The following is a 16,504-nucleotide window of genomic DNA, read 5'->3' as shown; positions in this document are numbered from 1 at the left end:
TATTCTTGACAAACTTCATAATACCTTATGTGCCTTAATGAAAAACGGTTAAAAAAAACTCCAGGAGTTTCTGGAGTTTTTTTAGTAATTTCATGTTGTAATGAACTTTATGGGTTTGATATAACACCTTTGTGTCTTAGCTTTCTGGAACAGCCGTAAAAGTGAGCGGGCCTATTACATCGGCCGCTGTTCCCGGCTTTGTCAGCTCGGCTGTAAGGGTATAGGTTACCGGCCCTGAAGCGGTAAATCCGCTGTCAACATGGGCTAAGGCGGTGACTTTGCGGTAATCGAAGAGACTTTCTCCACTATCCAGAGTGCTGTATATTAAAGTACCAGTATTAGGAGCACCGCGCCAAATTTTGAAGAGAATGGGAGTAATTGAGCCGGATGGCACCAACCAACCGACAGCAGCTCGCAGGGAGAATTTAAGGCCGGGGGATGCCTCTGTAGTTATTGCGGCCAATGGCGTTCCGGTGGCAGTGATTGGGATACTTACACTGTCGGAGGTGTTTTGGGGCAACGTGAAGAATGAACTAAGCGTCTGGACAAAACCGGTAATAATCAGTGCGCCCACAATGTTTGCCGTGTTGCCGGGATCGGGAGCTTCCACTGTTAGAACATAGGTTACGGTCTGTGCTGAGGTAAAACCGGAATCCACATGGGAAAATGAGGTAACTGCTCCTCTTTCCACATCCGCACTGTCATCTGCGCTGGCTATAAGTGTACCGGTTATAGGTGCGCCGCGCCACAGTTTAAAGAGCACATCCACTTTGGGAAATATACTGCTTGTTGCTATCCAGCAGGCGGTAGACCTTAAGATAACATCCTGACCAGGTTCAACATTAACATTAATAAAAGCCACCGGCACCGGGGTCTGAGCGACAGGGATATTGGCTCCACCAAAAGTATTATTGGGAAGTTCGAAATAGCTTTCAATATTCGAATTTGTTTCGAGTGCAGTAAAAGTCAATGGGCCGATAACTTTTGCCTGAGTGCCGGTACCCACTGTTTCTGCTGTTAAAACAAAGGTAACGGGTTGATCAGCTGTGAGGCCGGAAACTACTTCACTAAAATCTGTGGTTGCGACGTAATCAAATGCGCTTTCCGCACTGTCCTGAACACTGCAGACCAGTTCACCTGTAACAGGTGCGCCGCGCCAGATTTTAAATAATACTTGTATTACATTGCCGCCAGACTGAGCTTGCCAGCCAATATTTGCTCTCACTGTTGCAATGTCATTACCGGAACGGACTGCATCCGTAAGGCTTGCCAGGGTCGTAGGTGTATTGAAAATAGGGACATCGGCAGCCCCGGATGTATTTTGAGGAAGAGTATAGAATTGGTAACTCATAGTTTGTATTCACTCCTATTTTAATTAATAGAGACTTGTACTGCAGTATACGTTGGTTTGTCAATACTGGTTACGGTTTAAAATGAAATCTCTAACATTATAAAGGAGATGCAAAAAGGAAGTTCATTGTGTACAAAAGGTTTGATGTTTTTTGGAATAAGTAAGGGTACTGTCTCTTAGGTGGTTAGTATCTTACAACAATCCTGTATATCTTACCAGAAATGGAAGAGGTGAATATGCAATTATTAAGTTAGAAGAACTTGATAAGCTCCGCGCAACGGTAAGGCTTATGGCACAGCTTGAGGAAGGGGAAAAATCAGCCAGGGAGAAAGGGTGGCTTTCTGCTGATGAGGTAGAAGCTTCCTTAGGATTATAGTATGGGAAAAGTGGAATACTCTCCGAAGGCTCTGGAGGATTTACAGAAAATCAAGGCATATATTATTGAGAATTTTGGAGTTGATGCTGCCCAAAAGGCTCTTGTTAAAATTACAGGAAGTGTTTCATAATAGTAAAAAACGGGATTGCTCTTAAAGTGTTTGCAGTCACTCAGCGGCTGTAATCAACCAGGGAAATAAATTAAAACATAAAAATAGCTTTTGAAGCCTTACACATCCGTCTGGTTTCTTCTCAAATTCGGATTTGAATCCGAATTTGAACTTACACTCAGGCGATTATCCTCCTGGAATTCCTGAGGAGGAACGGGAGGCCTTTATGGCGGAGCATTTTTAACTTCCAATGAACAAAGAAATCCAATTTGTGGTATAATATAAGGGTAAAAAGTAAGGTAGTTAGTGGCCATGATGTATCCATATATGATTTTGGCGGATGAAACTGAAATCACACATTCTCACCTCATTGAAGAAGATGGCATGCAGTGTTTGGAAATTCATTTCGAGCGTCCGAAAGAAGGCGGATTCGATGTGGCCAGATGTGCGTTACCTGCTTATACCTGGATAAAGAGAGACGGATTTTCAGATAGAGAGATTGAGAACTTTAGCCAATTCCTGCGTAGCAATGCTCATCTGCTGTATAAGTATGCTGCTGCGGGAGGTATCCAGATTGCCTAGTCTGTTTCTTATTGGCGAATATCTGGTGTATTTTTGGTCGAATGAAAATAATGAGCCGATTCATGTTCATGTCGGAAAAGGAAAGCCGAGTGCCATTGACAATGGTTAGCAACTGGAATAATATGTTCAATATTGGTTTAAAATATTGTTAACAACTATGATAAGGATAGTAATAAAGGACTGGGGTTTTAGAGACATAATCCTCGGGTGAAAGATTATGACGAAGGTTCTTTATGAAGATCACCTTGGAGTTGGGCGGCTGAAATAATTTAAGCTGTTCCGTAGAACATACGTTACATGTTTTAAGCGATTAATGGATTGTATCTATTAATAACAAGGGTTGTACCGCGGATAATCCGTCCCTAAGTCATTGACTTAGGGATTTTTGATGTTATTCATAGGATATTTGAGCCCAACATGAAAGGAAGATGATTATGTCTAACTTCAAACCGCTAAGGGATCTGCCGGAGGCAAAAAAGGAAAGTGAAATAGCTGATTACTGGAAGGCTCATAATATTACAGAAATATCCGGCGGTGAGAAACAGCGGGCCGCCATCGCCAGGGCGCTGATCAATAATCCTGCTCTTATTTTAGCGGATGAACCCACAGGAAATCTGGACTCCAAGTCAACCCGGGAAGTAATGAATTATTTTCTCCGGGTCAATGGGGAATTTGGCACCAGTTTTTTGATGGTTACCCATGACACCTTTGCCGCCAGCCATTGTCACAGGGCCCTTTTGTTAAAAGATGGTGAATTTGTGGCGGAAGAACAGCGGAAAGGCGGCCGCAAGGAATTTATGGAATCCCTGACAGAGATGCTTACCTTGATTGGAGGTGAGCAGGATGACATTTTCTGATATTGCCTGGAAAATGTTAAAGGCCAATTTCCGGTGCTACAGGCTGTATTTTTTAGGCAATGTTTTTTCTGTTGGCTTGTTTTACAGTTTTGCTGCCATCTTTACCAATCAGGCGTTTATGGATCCCAAAAGCGTTAACAGCTATATTTCCAGTAATATTTGTGCTCCAAGTCTCTTTGTGGGTGTTTTCCTCCTTCTCTTTATCCCCTATACTTACCAGCAATTCATAAAGCTTCGCAAACATGACTATGGCATTTTAATGACCATAGGAATGAGTGAAAGAGAAGTACTCACTAATATGATCCTGGAGCAGTGTGTGATTGCAGGGGTCTCGTTGCTGGCGGGTTTGTTCCTGGGCACGCTGACAGCTTTTGGTTTTTATTTCGTAATTCAACACGTCATCGGGGTAGCCGAATTGCACTGGTATTTAAACCTTGAGTCCTATAAATGGACAGCTTTGCTCTTTGGCTTGTCATCAGCCTTATGGTTATGTTTGCAGGCTCGGCCTTGATCATGGCCCGAGTGGAGAGTTTGGATAACCTTGGGGCTAAAGTAATTCCCGGGTTTCGGGAGGGGCATTTCCTCGGAATCTCTTTTAATAGACAGCATGCCGGGTCAAGAGGCAGAATTGGGATTATAGCAGCCTGGCTGCTTGGATTTTGCATATTTTTTGCCGGATCAGCCGTGGTTATGTATCCGGATCTTACCAAGGATGCCATTAGGAATTCCCCCTATGACTTGGAGTACTCCCGGATTTTTGGCAAGAACCAGGTGACTGACTGTGATGTGAAAGACCTATTGGCTCAAAATGGGGTATCCCTTCAATCAGTTAAGCAGGTGAATTATTTGCGAAACGGGGCCTTTAATTTGCTTCCCTCTTTCCGAAGTAAATAAAGAATTGGGCTGTCGCTATCAAGTTCCCCAGGGCAAGTATCTGATGGTTTTCCAGTTTGACTTGCAGGACGGTTATCAGCATGATTTGATTTCCCCGTCAACGGTGGTTTTGCTTGTGGCCAGGAGACAATAGAATTAAAGTCGGCCGGAAGCGACGTACGTATCTTATTTAACCGAAATCCCACCTTGGCTGATTACACTTTTGATCACTGGCAGGATTCTGGAAAAGGAATCAAGACGGTCCAGAACTATTTATTAGAAAGAATCGGATTGATCAACCGACGCAACAGCGTTACTATCGGGCAACCTCCAGGATCGAATCCTTCGCTTTGGCCAAACAGTCAGCAGAATTTTTGTTGTTTGTGGTATTTTTTGTGGAGGTTCTATTCTGCACGGCCGCCAATATTATGATTCATTTTAAGATTAAGGCTGAAGGGGAAGAAGAGCAGAGAACATTGTCCGGTCTCTATCGCCTGGGTGTAACGTCAGAGGAAATGCTGGCAATGATTCATCATAAAAATCTCTATTACTTCATCCCCCAGATCATCACGGGTCTGTTTATGGGGGCTTTCTGTGGTTATGCGATCAATGAATTTTATGGATATGGATGGCAGGCTGCCGGTTACAGTTTGCTTTTTGGCTTAGGCTTAGGGGTGCTTCAATTTGTTGTTGTACATCACTATTCTAAAAGAGAATTGCTGGGTTTTGGCATAAATTAATTCTGTTCCATAATGCGAAATAATGAGATAGGTCCTTTTTGATTGCAGTCACTCAGGCAACTGTTAGTTGACAAATTACTAACAGGATCTATAAAATGTTATTTGTGTAAAAATATAATTTATGTTAATGGAGCGGTGCTTAATGAATTTAGCACAAACAATTCAATACCTTCGAAAGAAAAATAGTTTATCTCAGGATCAATTAGCAGATAGATTAGGAATTACAAGACAATCAATATCAAAATGGGAGTCTGAGCGGTCGACACCGGACATTGAAAAGGTCGTACTCTTAAGCGAGATATTTGGAGTTACTACTGATTATCTCCTGAAGAATACTAAGTGTGCAATAAACACAGCTGCTAACCAACAAACAATTTGGAAAAAGTATTATATGGAACTAATCAATATGCCGGGAATAAGTTATTGTGAATTAAAAAAAGGTACAACTCTTGTTGAACAAGGGGAAAGAATAGACTATATTTACTATTTAGTTAGTGGAACTTGTTATCGGAGAAGTATTACCGAAAAAGGTGATGAACTAATTATCAACATTAAGGAAGCCGGTGATTTTGTCGGTTCTCTAGTGGGGGTCTTTGCCTTATACACTGAAAATAGGACTCTTAGAAATAGCATTATTACTGCCACTAGGTGCTATTGTTATAAAATTCCTATTGAGACTTTTTCTCAGTTCGTAGAAGATAAACCTGAGATATTAACTGAATTGCTAAAATTATTTACGACATACTATAGAGAGGTATTATTTAATCTTCAAGCAAGACAAGAAGGGAAGGTTCCTAACAGTTTATGTGAGTTTTTAATTAATAAAGCTGAGATAAAACATGGTAAGTTAATAGTTCCTAAAAAGAATAGCAGTAATGCAGAAATTAGCAGATTAATTGGTATTCATAGGGTTACAGTAGCGAAAATAATCAAAGCCTTGAAAAATAAAGGAATTATTTTAAAAGAAAATGAAGGAATAGTAATTTTAGATAAAGAAGAAATGATGCGCTATGTAAGAGCAGAAAAAATACTTAATTATTAACTAAATATTAGCTTTGCAGCAGATTGTGAAAAAACATTCAAGTTGGGTAGCCTAGGCTACCCGTTTTTTATTAGTTTTCCTGATAATATATATTTAATATATATATATTAATATTTACAAAGGAGAAATGTTTATGGAACAAGCAGAGGCTCAAAAAAAGCAAAGAAAAATTATGATGTTGCTAGTTTCAATTATGGTACCTCTTTTAGTTATGTTAATTCCAGCAAATGAAGTCTTCACTGTTAATATTAAGATTTTCTTCGCAGTGACCCTTTGGGGTGTGATGATGTTTGCGCTTGATTTTGTGGATAATTTTATTCCAGCCTTACTATTACCTTTTTTATATGTTCTTTTTAAGATTGCTCCAATGAATGTGGTATTTTCACCGTGGAGTGCAACTATTCCCTGGTTGGTATTAGGGACCTTTTTATTAGCTAATATCCTTGAAAGAATCGGCTTGCTTAAAAGAATTGCATATTGGTGTATCATAAAAACCGGTGGAACCTATAATGGAATCATTTATGGTTTGATTTTAGCAGGTGTTCTTATTAATATTGCTAAGCCGGGCAGTGTTCCTGTAGCTATGGCTGCATTAGCTTATGGAGTTTGTAAAGCTTTTAATTTGGGAAAATCTAAAGCTGCTTGTGGAATTATGATAGCTGCTGCAATAGGTACGCTAGTGCCGGGATTTTTTGTTTTCACTCCAGCCAACTTAGGGGTTTTATTTGGAAGTGCTTCAGCATTAAAGCCAATGTCGATTAGTTTTACTGAATATTTTTATCAAAATATTGTTTTTATTCCATTAGTTTTTATCCTTGGATTTATGATTACTAAGGTAATGAAACCTGAAGTCGAAATTAATGGAAAAGATTATTTTGTAAAACAACAGGAACTTTTAGGAAAAATGTCTGCTGATGAAAAGAAAACACTCTTAATTCTTGTTGTACTGGTTGTCTTTTTATTAACATCTAATATTCATAAATTGAATATGGCTTATGGTTTTGTATTCTTACCGGCGCTTCTCTTTTTCCCTGGTTTTGACGTCGGCAGGAGGGAAGATATTCAAAAAGTAAATTATTCCTTTATTATCTTTATTGCAAGCTGTATGACTATCGGTGCGGTTGCAACAAAAATGGGAATAGGAAATTTAATATCGCAAGCAGTTTTACCATTGATGAAAGATGCTAATACGTTTGTATTAATTGCTGTTGTTTGGCTGTTAGCGGTTATGCTTAATTTCTTGCTAACACCTTTAGCTGCCATGGCTACCCTAGCTGTTCCATTAGTACAAGTTGCTGTTGATTTAGGGATTAGTCCATATCCATTAATGTATACTTTTTTCCAAGGACTTGACCAAGTTATTTTGCCTTATGAGTATGCTCTTTATTTAGTATTCTTTTCCTTTGGTTTAATTTATTTAAAGGATTTCATGAAGGTATTTGCTTGGAAAATGTTAATTTGCGGAGTATATCTCCTAGTTGTTGGTGTACCATACTGGATTTTAATCGGATTATTATAAGATACAAACTGATCTTTAAATAAACAATATAAGGAGGAAAATCAAATGTCTGTTTTGTTTAGACAATTTGATCACATTATTACCGAGCAATACCAAGCCGAGCAAGCTTGGTTGGCAGAATATCATAAAGGGAAATATACCTTTGATAATCCCTATGTAAAATTAAATCCGTACCTTGTTGCTCCTTTAACAGCTCTGGTGATGTTTAAAACAGCAGAACCCACTTCTGTAGCTGTCACGGTTAAAGGTAAAGAGAAGGCTGGGGATATTAGCTTTAAGTTTCCCGAAGCCACTGAGCACATGATTCCTATTTATGGGCTTTATGCAGATTATGCTAACCAAGTAGAATTAGTTTTGGGCAATGGCGAGAAAAACTTGCTTATTATTCAAACAGAAGCAGCACCAGATAAACTAAAGCTACCAACTAAGGTTACAACTACTGCCGAATATTTTGAAGATAATATCATGTTTGTTACTCCTACATCTGAGGCTTTTACTGCGGGCTATGATTACCTGGGAGATGCTCGTTGGTACAATACATTAAACCTGTGTTGGGATTTAATGCGATTAGAGAATGGCCGCTTGTTAGTTGGTGACAATCGTTTGGTTGCTCCTCCATACCATGTAACGGGCACCTACGAGATGGGTATGATTGGTAAAATCTATAAAGAATATCGTCTGCCGAGCGGTTATCACCATGATGCATTTGAAATGGAAGATGGTAACCTGTTGATGTTAACCCAAGATCTCCCCAGGGGTACAGTGGAAGATATGTTAGCATTAGTGGATCGAAAAACCGGTCAAATTCTTAAAACTTGGGACTACCAAAAAGTACTGCCTCAAGATGTAGGCGGTTCAGGCAGCCAAGATGCCCATGACTGGTTCCACAACAATGCTGTTTGGTACGATAAGAAGACCAACTCCCTAACTTTATCCGGTCGGCACCAGGATATCATTATCAACATTGACTATGAAACGGGTGCATTGAATTGGGTTATTGGTGACCCTGAAGGTTGGCCTCAAGAGTTAGTTAATAAGTATTTCTTTAAGCCGGCAGGTGAAGGCGATTTTGATTGGCAATACGAGCAACACGCATGTGTCGTACTGCCAGATGGCGATATCATGGCTTTAGACAACGGTCACTGGCGAGCTAAAGTTAAAGAAAGATATATACCAGCTAAGGAAAATTTCACCCGTGGGGTAAGATACAGAATTGATACTGACAAAATGGAAATTGAACAAGTATGGCAATATGGTAAAGAAAGAGGAGCGGAATTCTACTCTTGTTATATCAGTAACGTAGAATACTACAGTGAAGGTCACTACTTGGTACATTCAGGTGGTATTGGTACTTTAAACGGAGAGGCCCTTGATAAACCTCCGGTAGGTGTTAGAGGCGAAGATAAGGAAAATGTTGTATTTAATTCCATCACTGTGGAGCTCAAAGACGATGTGGTAATGTATGAAATGCAATTACCAGCTAACTACTATCGTGCAGAAAAATTAAAGCTTTATTGTCATGAGGATGTACTAACTCTAGGAAAAGGTGAGTTATTGGGGACTCTGGGTGTTACCGAAGAGTTTACAACTATTCCTCCTACAGAGGAAGGCGGCATAGTACCAGAAAAATATAATGTCAAACTAGGCCTGGAGGAAGATAGATTGATCTTCAAAGCAACCTTTGAAAAAGGCCAAATGGTTCTGCTCCAGCTTGAAGGGGAGACCACTCACAGTTACTACGTGCCAACAACAAAGCGTCCATTTATGGCTATGTGTGTAGGTACTTTCCAAGAGAGTGACGAACGGGCGGTAGAATTCCCCATCAGCGCTGAAGGGTTAGCTGGTGAATTTAAAATATCTTTAATCGTAGACGAGTATAAGTATGAAACTGGTGTTATAGTTGAGTTTTAATCTAGTGACTAAAGAAAAAGCACTAATGTTACTTTAGTGCTTTTTCTATGGAGGGTCCATTAAATATAAAGTTGGCTGTTAGAGTCATGTTATTATCAATTGAAACATTCCATTTGGAGGGAAATTAAATGGCAATGTATGATCTAGCTATTATAGGTTCGGGACCTGCTGGTATGACTGCTGCTATTTATGCGGCAAGGGCAAATTTGAATGTGCTGCTTTTAGATAAATTGGCTCCCGGAGGGCAAATCGTTAATACCTTTGAAATTCAAAACTATACCGGGATGGGAACCATTAATGGTGCAGAACTAGCCATAAAAATGTTTGAGCATACCCAAGAACTAGGGGTTACTTTTGACTATGGCACAATAACTTCCATTGAGTCAGAAGGAATAATTAAAAAACTTATCTGCGAAGAGGGTCAAACCTTTGAAGCAAAGGCTGTTATTATTGCTACCGGCACTAAGCCAAGGATGCTCGGGGTCCCAGGTGAACTGAATTTTGCAGGTTCCTCTATTAGCTGGTGTGCTATTTGCGATGGACCCCACTACCTTAATAAAAAGGTGATCGTTATTGGCGGTGGTAACTCGGCGGTGGAAGAAGCTATTTACTTAGCAAGTTTAGCAGAAGAAGTAACGGTTGTTACCCTATTCAACCTGACTGCAGACCCAGGGGCTTGTGATAAATTAAGAGTACTCCCCAATGTGAAAATTTATGAGTATTATAATATCTTAGAATTCTTAGGTGCTGATAAATTTGCAGGGTTAAAGGCTAAGTCCACCAAAACAGGTCAAGAAATCACCGTTAACGCAGACGGGGCCTTCGAATACATCGGTTTACAGCCCACAGCAGATGCCTTTAAGGTATTGTGCATTGTAAACGATTATGGCTATATCGAGACTGACGCATTTATGGCTACCAAGGTACCAGGCATCTACGGAGCTGGTGATATTACCAGTAAGCACCTAAGACAAGTTATTACCGCGTGCAGTGACGGTGCCATCGCTGCTCTATCGGCAGCAAAATATATTGAAAAACTAAACTAAGAACAAAGGGTGAATAAAATGGCGGTTGAAGTTAGAGAAATTAATGGTGAAGAATTAGATCAACTGGTTAAACAGGGTAAGGTATTAGTGGATTTCTATTCTAAAACCTGTGGTCCTTGCAAAATGTTAGGTTTTGTATTAAAAGATGTAGCTAAAAGTGTTGGTGGCGTAGAAATCGTAACCGTAGATTTTGATGCCAACAAAGAGGCTGTGGAAAAATATGGTGTGGAAAGCTATCCAACCATGATCGTTTTTAACGACGGTCAAGAGGTAACTCGGGTTAAAGGACTACAACAAAAACCCAAAATTATTAATATGATTGGCTAACCATATAAAATATGTTCTTATGCTGATCTTCAGAGAAGGTAGTTATAAAATAGATAAGTTGTTAGAGGAAGTGTTCCATAATGTGAAAAAACAGTTATTGGTCTATTATGATGCTGTGGCTCAGGCTGCTGTATCAACAAGGACCAATTGAAGTAAGGCTTAAAGACGGTTGGTTTAAGCTCGAAAAGCCTCATATACCAATGGCTTGAGAAATTTGGCCATAAAATAAAGTAAGGGTATTGTTCGCTAGAAAGTTTAGTGGACAATGCCCTTACTTTATTGATTTATTATATTTTGGGACATAAAAGTGGTCAAAAACAGGTTTAATGGAACGAAGTTCCATAAAAGGCTCGGTACAGCCGGGTCTTCTTTATATTTTTCAATTATGAGGTAATGCAATCTCATAGTTACAGACGATTAAATTTTAATGGTTGACAGGCTGTTGAAATCCTCCTAAAATAGAATCAGTTTGATTAAATATGCAGGTAAGTGTATAAATCCTCTTGAAAGTCAGGGACATAATAATGAAAATAGTTTTCGGACATGGTAAATATATTCGAGGAGAAGGTTTGATCGGCCAAATCGGTGACTATGTAGCCCCTTTTGGCAAAAAGGTTTGCTTATTTGGTGGCAAAACATCACTATCGATTGTATCTGCACCGATAACTAAAGACCTTTCGCAACATGGTTTGGAGATGCTTCCCCCTATTTGGTATGGAGGTGAATGTAGTAAACGTAATATTTACAACCTAAAAAATCAAGTTGAGGAGTTTCAACCCGATGTTCTGTTAGTTGCCGGTGGTGGAAAAGCACTTGACACCGTTAAAGCATTGGGATACCTGCTAGACCTTCCGGTGATTACAATTCCCACGATTGCCTCGACCTGTGCCGCAGGAACTTGTATATCCATTCTCTATGATGATAAGGGAGAGTTTCTAGAGATCAGTCGTAAATCCAAAAATCCAGATCTGATCTTAGTAGATACTCAAATTATCCTTGAAGCACCTGTGCGATATCTAATTTCTGGGATCGGCGATACGTTGGCAAAATGGTTTGAATCCAAGGCTTCGAACCAAAAAGCGGTACCGAATGCTTTTAACTGTGGTGCCGTTGAGTTAGCACGATTTGTTTATGAACTTTTATTAAAGGAAGGAAAACGTGCAGCCGAGTCGATACATAAGGGGGTTGTTTCCAAGGAACTCGAAGACATTATCGATGCCATTATCGCTGTGAGCGGTAATATCAGTAACTACGGCGGAGATGATTGTCGGACGGCCGGAGCTCATGCTGTCTATTCAGGGCTTACGATTTTTCCGGAGGCTCATGAGGTGTATCATGGGGAAATTGTTGCCTTTGGAATCTTGACCCAGTTGGCTATGGAAGGTCGTCCAGATGAAGAAATATTGGACGTAATTGCTTACTATAAACAAGTGAATTTACCCTGTACCTTAGGCGATATGGGGATTGATTCTTCACGTATTTCGGAAGAACAATGGCAAACACTTGGCAGCGTTACCGTCGGGATTGAGGATATGGCGAATATGCCCTTTGAAGTGACCCCACAAATGGTGATTGATGGAATTCGCAGGGCAGATCAACTGGGGCACACAGCTCTTTAATAATTTTAAGCAGTTTATTGCTTTGCGGGGAGAAGGAGAGATTTCAATGGATGTCAATAACATTGTCCGCAAGGTTTATCCTAAGTTAACACCTTATAAGTGCGAGCTAGCAGATCTGCCGGTCGAAGAGATTAAAGAGGTTCTTGTCCGGGAGACAGTCTATAAACTATCCTTTAATGAAAGTCCGTTAGGTCCATCGCCTAAAGCAATCCAAGCGATGCAGGATTCACTGAGTCAGTTGAACCTTTATCCCAGCTCAGCAGGGGACTCGATCATGAAGAAGATTGCCGAGATCGAGGGAGTCAGTTCAAAACAGGTTATTCTTTCCAATGGTGCTGATGAGATGATTATCCTTATAGCCCAAACGTTTTTGGAGCCTGAGGATGAGGTCATTATCCCGAAACTGAGTTTCATACAATACCTTGCGGCGACGAATCTAATGGGCGCTAAACCGGTTTTTTCTGAAATGAAAGAAGATTACTCTTATGATTTAGAAGATATACTTAGCAAAGTAACCTCAAAGACTAAGGCCATTTTTCTGTGTAATCCCAACAATCCAACGGGTACTAGCATTCCTAAAACTAAACTTGTGAATTTTTTAAGCAAAATACCGGATCATATTCTGGTTGTTATTGATGAAGCCTACCAAGAATATGTTGTCTCACCCGAGTTTGAATCCGGCGTTCGTTATTTAAAGGAGCATAAGTTTCTCTTTGTGGTCCGCACCTTTTCTAAGGCTTATTCTTTGGCCGGTGCGCGCCTTGGATATGGTCTTGGGACAACGGAAGTGATTGAGGCTATAAACCATGTTCGTCCGCCCTTTAATGTCAATGCTGTTGTCCAGGCGGGAGCATTAGCCAGCTTAGAGGACATTGAATATCTTCAAGAAGCCAGGGCGCTTAATCATCAGGGCAAAGAATTGATGTATGAGGCCTTTGAAGAACTGGGATTGCCGTACCTTAAAAGTGACACGAATTTCGTTTTTGTAGATACCCAAATGGACAGCAGCGTCATCTTCCAAAAATTAGCCGAGCATGGGGTTATTGTAAGAATGCTGAAAGGTTACGGCCTGGATACAGCCATTAGGGTATCCGTAGGAAAGAAGGAGGGAGTACATACTTTTGTAAATGTCTTAAAAGAAATAATTCGTTAAGTGAAACCTATAAAGAGGAGAAGTGAGGAACAATGAAAAAGATTTTAGCCCTAGTTCTAGCCCTGGTTCTGATGCTAAGTTTAGCGGGCTGTGGTGCATCGAGTACTGCTGGGCAGAAAACTCAGGAAGGACAAGCAACTGCCCCAAAAGCCCCCTTAAAAGTAACCTTACCGACCTGGACCGGTTATGGCCCCTTATTCCTGGCTCAGGAAAAAGGCTTTTTTAAGAAACATGGAGTTGATGTTGAGTTAAGCATTGTTGACGGTTTAGCAGAGCGTAAGCAAGCGTTAGCCGGTGGTAAAGTTGATGGCATGGCGACAGCTCAAGATGTTCAGGTTACCCTGGCCGCAGCTGGAGTTCCCGTTCAGGTTGTATGGATGCTCGATGATTCTAACGGTGGGGACGGAATCCTGGCCAAGAAAGACATTCAATCCCCTGCCGACTTAAAAGGTAAGAAAGTTGCTTATGAAGTTGGTTCAACCAGTCAATTGTTAATGATGACTGAGCTGAAAAAAGCCGGTCTTACCGATAAAGATGTTACGGTAGTACCTATGTCAGCTGGAGATGCCGGAGCTGCTTTTATTGCTGGTAAAGTCGATGCAGCGGTAACTTGGGAACCTTGGCTTTCTAAAGGAGCAAGCGCCAACGGTAAAGTGTTAGTTTCGACTAAGGAGCTTTCGGGAATTATCATGGACAGTATTAGCTTTAGAAATGAAGTAATTGAAAAACGCCCGGATGATGTAAAAGCCTTTGTTGCTGCCTTGGCAGACGCCATGGACTATTGGAAAGCTAATAAGGATGAATCGGATCAAATTATGGCTAAAGGCTTAAAAATTGATGTGAAAGAGTTTACCTCGACAGTTCCTGGTCTCAAGTTCTTTAACAAAGATGACAACAAGAAATTATTTGGAACAAGTGCAAACCCGGGTTCAGTTTATGAGTTTACAAAGAACGATATAAACTTCTACTTGGAACAAAAGGTAATCGATAAGGCCATTACTCCGGAAAGCATTGTCAATCCCAAGTTTGTTGAAGGACTATAGGAATGAAATAAGGAGTGCCCGCAAGGGCCTCCTTATTTAGTGTTATTAATAAATTGAAAGGGGGAGTCGTGATGTGGAAAAATATTTTCGCTCCGAAAAAGGAAATTTCTAAAGGGTTATATTCATCGGCGGGGCTTTTGGCCTTCATATTATTTCTTTTAACCTGGTCGCTTCTTAGTTATTCTGGCATTGTGAATCCGCTCTTCCTTCCGAGTCCTGGTAAGGTCATTAACACAGCTATTGATCTTTTTTCTCAAGGGGATATCCTAAAGGATATTGGAATCAGTTTTACAAGGGTTGGTTTGGGCTTTTTGTTGGCTGCCGTCATCGGTGTGCCGTTAGGAATTCTTATGGGAACACTGCGAATTATGGAAGGATTTTTTGAGCCGATAATGGGTTTTATTCGTTATATGCCGGCTTCTGCCTTCATTCCTCTGTTTATTTTGTGGATTGGTTTAGATGAAGGGGAAAAAATGAGCGTCATTTTCTTTGGGACCTTCTTTCAATTAACGCTGATGGTTATGGATGTGACCAAGAATGTTCAAAATGAATTAATCGATGTTTCTTATACCCTGGGAGCAAGTAAAGCGCAGATCTTTAGCAAAGTGATTCTTCCATCATCCCTCCCCGGTATTGTTGATACTTTAAGGATCACCTTTGGTTGGGCTTGGACGTATTTAGTTGTAGCAGAGATTGTTGGGGCATCGAGTGGCTTAGGGTATATGATCATGCAGTCCTCCAGATTCCTAAGACCGGATAAGATTTTTGTGGGAATCATAATTATTGGCTTGCTAGGTCTAGTGACTGACATTATCTTTAAGTTCATCTATAGTGCTTCATTCTCTTGGATGAGAAAGGAGGGAGTATAAGTGGATCATAAACTTGTCATTGACCAAGTGGGCAAGGTATTTTCGACCAAGGGAGGCGAGATGGTCGCACTCGATCGTACGTCTTTTAAGGTGAAAGAAGGAGAGTTTATCACGATCCTCGGTCCTTCAGGGTGTGGAAAATCCACTATCTTAAGGATTGTGGCGGGACTAGAAGAACCAAGCTCGGGAAAGGTCTACCTTGATGGGCATGAGGTTAAAGGCCCTGGCTCTGATCGAGGTATGGTCTTCCAGTCCTATACCCTTTATCCTTGGTTAACCGTGGAAGATAATATTGCTTTTGGCTTGAAACTCAAGGGAACTTCGCGCAAACAGTGTAAAGAAGCGGCACAACATTATCTTGAGCTTATTGGGTTAAGTGGGTTTGAGAAACACTACCCGATCCAATTATCCGGGGGGATGAAACAGCGAGTGGCGATTGCCCGGGCGCTGGCAAATGATCCTGAAATACTCTTAATGGATGAACCGTTTGGTGCCTTGGATGCACAAACTCGGAGCATTATGCAGGAGATCCTGCTCAAAGTATGGGAAGAGTCCAAGAAGACAATTCTATTTATCACGCATGATGTGGAAGAGTCTATCTTTTTGGCGGACTCCGTTTATGTCATGACGGCTAGGCCAGGACGCTTAAAAGAGAATATTCCTGTAAATCTTCCTAGACCTCGCGATTACAATATTAAGAGCAGTTCAGAGTTCTTAAGCCTTAAAACACGGTTACTCGATCTTATCCGTGAAGAGACTTTGAAAGCTCTTAAGTAGCCAAAAAGCAATAAGGTCTTCCCTTTGGCCCTTCGGGGTCGTTCCCTAACACAATTTGAAACAATTTATACCTGAATAATAACGAGGTAGCTTTCTCTAGAAGTTATCGCGTTATTTTTGTGTGCCTTGGCTATTTGGCTTTTTTTGTTAAGTCCTTCTGGCTTTTGCAAAGTACACTCACAAGTGTTCCATATTACTTAAAAATGAGATAGGCCCTTTTTGATTGCTGCTGCCCAGGCCGTTATTATCAATAAAGACCAATCGAAATAAGGCTAAAAAAGGTTGGCTGAAGTTAGAGTAGTCTCATATT

General features: G+C 40.6%; 18 protein-coding genes and 1 other annotated feature. Of the genes, 17 read left to right on the top strand and 1 reads right to left on the bottom strand.

The features are described from left to right. Positions 1 to 136: 136 nt before the first annotated feature. Positions 137 to 1,351: a hypothetical protein gene (locus tag DESOR_RS23930; RefSeq protein WP_014187176.1), complete on the bottom strand. Its 1,215-nt coding sequence runs from the start codon at positions 1,349 to 1,351 to the stop codon at positions 137 to 139. A gap of 377 nt (positions 1,352 to 1,728) precedes the next feature. Between DESOR_RS23930 and DESOR_RS23920 the strand changes: the two genes are divergently transcribed. The 17 genes from DESOR_RS23920 (at position 1,729) to DESOR_RS23845 (ending at position 16,194) form a co-directional block, all read left to right on the top strand. Beyond that, positions 1,729 to 1,857 (top strand): type II toxin-antitoxin system RelE/ParE family toxin, encoded by a 129-nt coding sequence (locus DESOR_RS23920; RefSeq protein WP_014187175.1) that lies wholly within the window; start codon positions 1,729 to 1,731, stop codon positions 1,855 to 1,857. Between the two features lie 306 nt (positions 1,858 to 2,163). After that, positions 2,164 to 2,418 carry a hypothetical protein gene (locus DESOR_RS23915; RefSeq protein ID WP_242832557.1) on the top strand — a complete coding sequence of 85 codons (255 nt, stop codon included), beginning with the start codon at positions 2,164 to 2,166 and terminating at the stop codon, positions 2,416 to 2,418. Then, a complete protein-coding gene (locus tag DESOR_RS28575; protein WP_345788314.1) occupies positions 2,411 to 2,527 on the top strand; it encodes a DUF4160 domain-containing protein in 117 nt (38 codons plus the stop codon). Before DESOR_RS23915 ends, DESOR_RS28575 begins: the two co-directional genes overlap by 8 nt. A gap of 39 nt (positions 2,528 to 2,566) precedes the next feature. Then, positions 2,567 to 2,785: a binding site (T-box leader), on the top strand. Positions 2,786 to 2,852: 67 nt separating this feature from the next. Beyond that, positions 2,853 to 3,275, top strand: a complete 423-nt coding sequence (locus tag DESOR_RS23910) for an ATP-binding cassette domain-containing protein (protein ID WP_052304337.1) — start codon at positions 2,853 to 2,855, stop codon at positions 3,273 to 3,275. After that, positions 3,262 to 3,786: an FtsX-like permease family protein gene (locus tag DESOR_RS23905; protein WP_014187173.1), complete on the top strand. Its 525-nt coding sequence runs from the start codon at positions 3,262 to 3,264 to the stop codon at positions 3,784 to 3,786. Before DESOR_RS23910 ends, DESOR_RS23905 begins: the two co-directional genes overlap by 14 nt. After that, on the top strand, positions 3,759 to 4,169 hold the full coding sequence (locus tag DESOR_RS23900) for a hypothetical protein (protein ID WP_158309068.1): 411 nt from the start codon (positions 3,759 to 3,761) through the stop codon (positions 4,167 to 4,169). The genes DESOR_RS23905 and DESOR_RS23900 overlap by 28 nt, the downstream gene beginning before the upstream one ends. Before the next feature lie 407 nt (positions 4,170 to 4,576). Continuing rightward, positions 4,577 to 4,888: a hypothetical protein gene (locus DESOR_RS23895; protein WP_158309067.1), complete on the top strand. Its 312-nt coding sequence runs from the start codon at positions 4,577 to 4,579 to the stop codon at positions 4,886 to 4,888. 142 nt (positions 4,889 to 5,030) lie between these two features. After that, positions 5,031 to 5,930, top strand: a complete 900-nt coding sequence (locus DESOR_RS23890) for a helix-turn-helix domain-containing protein (protein ID WP_014187170.1) — start codon at positions 5,031 to 5,033, stop codon at positions 5,928 to 5,930. Positions 5,931 to 6,063: 133 nt separating this feature from the next. Further along, positions 6,064 to 7,449 carry an SLC13 family permease gene (locus DESOR_RS23885; protein WP_014187169.1) on the top strand — a complete coding sequence of 462 codons (1,386 nt, stop codon included), beginning with the start codon at positions 6,064 to 6,066 and terminating at the stop codon, positions 7,447 to 7,449. Positions 7,450 to 7,494: 45 nt separating this feature from the next. Continuing rightward, the gene (locus DESOR_RS23880) at positions 7,495 to 9,360 is read left to right on the top strand and encodes an aryl-sulfate sulfotransferase (protein WP_014187168.1); all 1,866 of its coding nucleotides are present in this window, start codon (positions 7,495 to 7,497) and stop codon (positions 9,358 to 9,360) included. A 128-nt stretch (positions 9,361 to 9,488) separates the two neighbouring features. Then, positions 9,489 to 10,406, top strand: a complete 918-nt coding sequence (locus tag DESOR_RS23875; RefSeq protein ID WP_014187167.1) for an NAD(P)/FAD-dependent oxidoreductase — start codon at positions 9,489 to 9,491, stop codon at positions 10,404 to 10,406. 18 nt (positions 10,407 to 10,424) lie between these two features. After that, positions 10,425 to 10,733 carry a thioredoxin family protein gene (locus tag DESOR_RS23870; RefSeq protein ID WP_014187166.1) on the top strand — a complete coding sequence of 103 codons (309 nt, stop codon included), beginning with the start codon at positions 10,425 to 10,427 and terminating at the stop codon, positions 10,731 to 10,733. A 524-nt stretch (positions 10,734 to 11,257) separates the two neighbouring features. Next, positions 11,258 to 12,352 (top strand): iron-containing alcohol dehydrogenase family protein, encoded by a 1,095-nt coding sequence (locus tag DESOR_RS23865; RefSeq protein WP_014187165.1) that lies wholly within the window; start codon positions 11,258 to 11,260, stop codon positions 12,350 to 12,352. Then, entirely contained in the window at positions 12,309 to 13,505 is a 1,197-nt protein-coding gene (gene hisC / locus DESOR_RS23860) for a histidinol-phosphate transaminase (RefSeq protein WP_242832402.1), read from the top strand. The genes DESOR_RS23865 and hisC overlap by 44 nt, the downstream gene beginning before the upstream one ends. 32 nt (positions 13,506 to 13,537) lie before the next feature. Beyond that, on the top strand, positions 13,538 to 14,548 hold the full coding sequence (locus DESOR_RS23855; RefSeq protein WP_014187163.1) for an ABC transporter substrate-binding protein: 1,011 nt from the start codon (positions 13,538 to 13,540) through the stop codon (positions 14,546 to 14,548). A gap of 71 nt (positions 14,549 to 14,619) precedes the next feature. Beyond that, complete coding sequence (locus tag DESOR_RS23850; protein ID WP_014187162.1) at positions 14,620 to 15,417, top strand: ABC transporter permease; 798 nt, start codon at positions 14,620 to 14,622, stop codon at positions 15,415 to 15,417. After that, the gene (locus tag DESOR_RS23845; protein WP_014187161.1) at positions 15,418 to 16,194 is read left to right on the top strand and encodes an ABC transporter ATP-binding protein; all 777 of its coding nucleotides are present in this window, start codon (positions 15,418 to 15,420) and stop codon (positions 16,192 to 16,194) included. Positions 16,195 to 16,504: the final 310 nt, after the last annotated feature.

Origin of the sequence: Desulfosporosinus orientis DSM 765 (assembly GCF_000235605.1) — a bacterium.
GTDB lineage: Bacteria > Bacillota > Desulfitobacteriia > Desulfitobacteriales > Desulfitobacteriaceae > Desulfosporosinus > Desulfosporosinus orientis.
The sequence above is the reverse complement of the archived record's forward strand: the minus strand, read 5'-3'. Positions and strand labels throughout refer to the sequence as shown.

Coding starts and splice junctions, on each gene's coding strand:
- DESOR_RS23930 (WP_014187176.1), bottom strand. CDS start 1,351: ATGAGTTACCAATTCTATACTCTTCCTCAAAATACATCCGGGGCTGCC.
- DESOR_RS23920 (WP_014187175.1), top strand. CDS start 1,729: ATGGGAAAAGTGGAATACTCTCCGAAGGCTCTGGAGGATTTACAGAAA.
- DESOR_RS23915 (WP_242832557.1), top strand. CDS start 2,164: ATGATTTTGGCGGATGAAACTGAAATCACACATTCTCACCTCATTGAA.
- DESOR_RS23910 (WP_052304337.1), top strand. CDS start 2,853: ATGTCTAACTTCAAACCGCTAAGGGATCTGCCGGAGGCAAAAAAGGAA.
- DESOR_RS23905 (WP_014187173.1), top strand. CDS start 3,262: ATGACATTTTCTGATATTGCCTGGAAAATGTTAAAGGCCAATTTCCGG.
- DESOR_RS23900 (WP_158309068.1), top strand. CDS start 3,759: ATGGTTATGTTTGCAGGCTCGGCCTTGATCATGGCCCGAGTGGAGAGT.
- DESOR_RS23895 (WP_158309067.1), top strand. CDS start 4,577: ATGATTCATTTTAAGATTAAGGCTGAAGGGGAAGAAGAGCAGAGAACA.
- DESOR_RS23890 (WP_014187170.1), top strand. CDS start 5,031: ATGAATTTAGCACAAACAATTCAATACCTTCGAAAGAAAAATAGTTTA.
- DESOR_RS23885 (WP_014187169.1), top strand. CDS start 6,064: ATGGAACAAGCAGAGGCTCAAAAAAAGCAAAGAAAAATTATGATGTTG.
- DESOR_RS23880 (WP_014187168.1), top strand. CDS start 7,495: ATGTCTGTTTTGTTTAGACAATTTGATCACATTATTACCGAGCAATAC.
- DESOR_RS23875 (WP_014187167.1), top strand. CDS start 9,489: ATGGCAATGTATGATCTAGCTATTATAGGTTCGGGACCTGCTGGTATG.
- DESOR_RS23870 (WP_014187166.1), top strand. CDS start 10,425: ATGGCGGTTGAAGTTAGAGAAATTAATGGTGAAGAATTAGATCAACTG.
- DESOR_RS23865 (WP_014187165.1), top strand. CDS start 11,258: ATGAAAATAGTTTTCGGACATGGTAAATATATTCGAGGAGAAGGTTTG.
- hisC (WP_242832402.1), top strand. CDS start 12,309: ATGGAATTCGCAGGGCAGATCAACTGGGGCACACAGCTCTTTAATAAT.
- DESOR_RS23855 (WP_014187163.1), top strand. CDS start 13,538: ATGAAAAAGATTTTAGCCCTAGTTCTAGCCCTGGTTCTGATGCTAAGT.
- DESOR_RS23850 (WP_014187162.1), top strand. CDS start 14,620: ATGTGGAAAAATATTTTCGCTCCGAAAAAGGAAATTTCTAAAGGGTTA.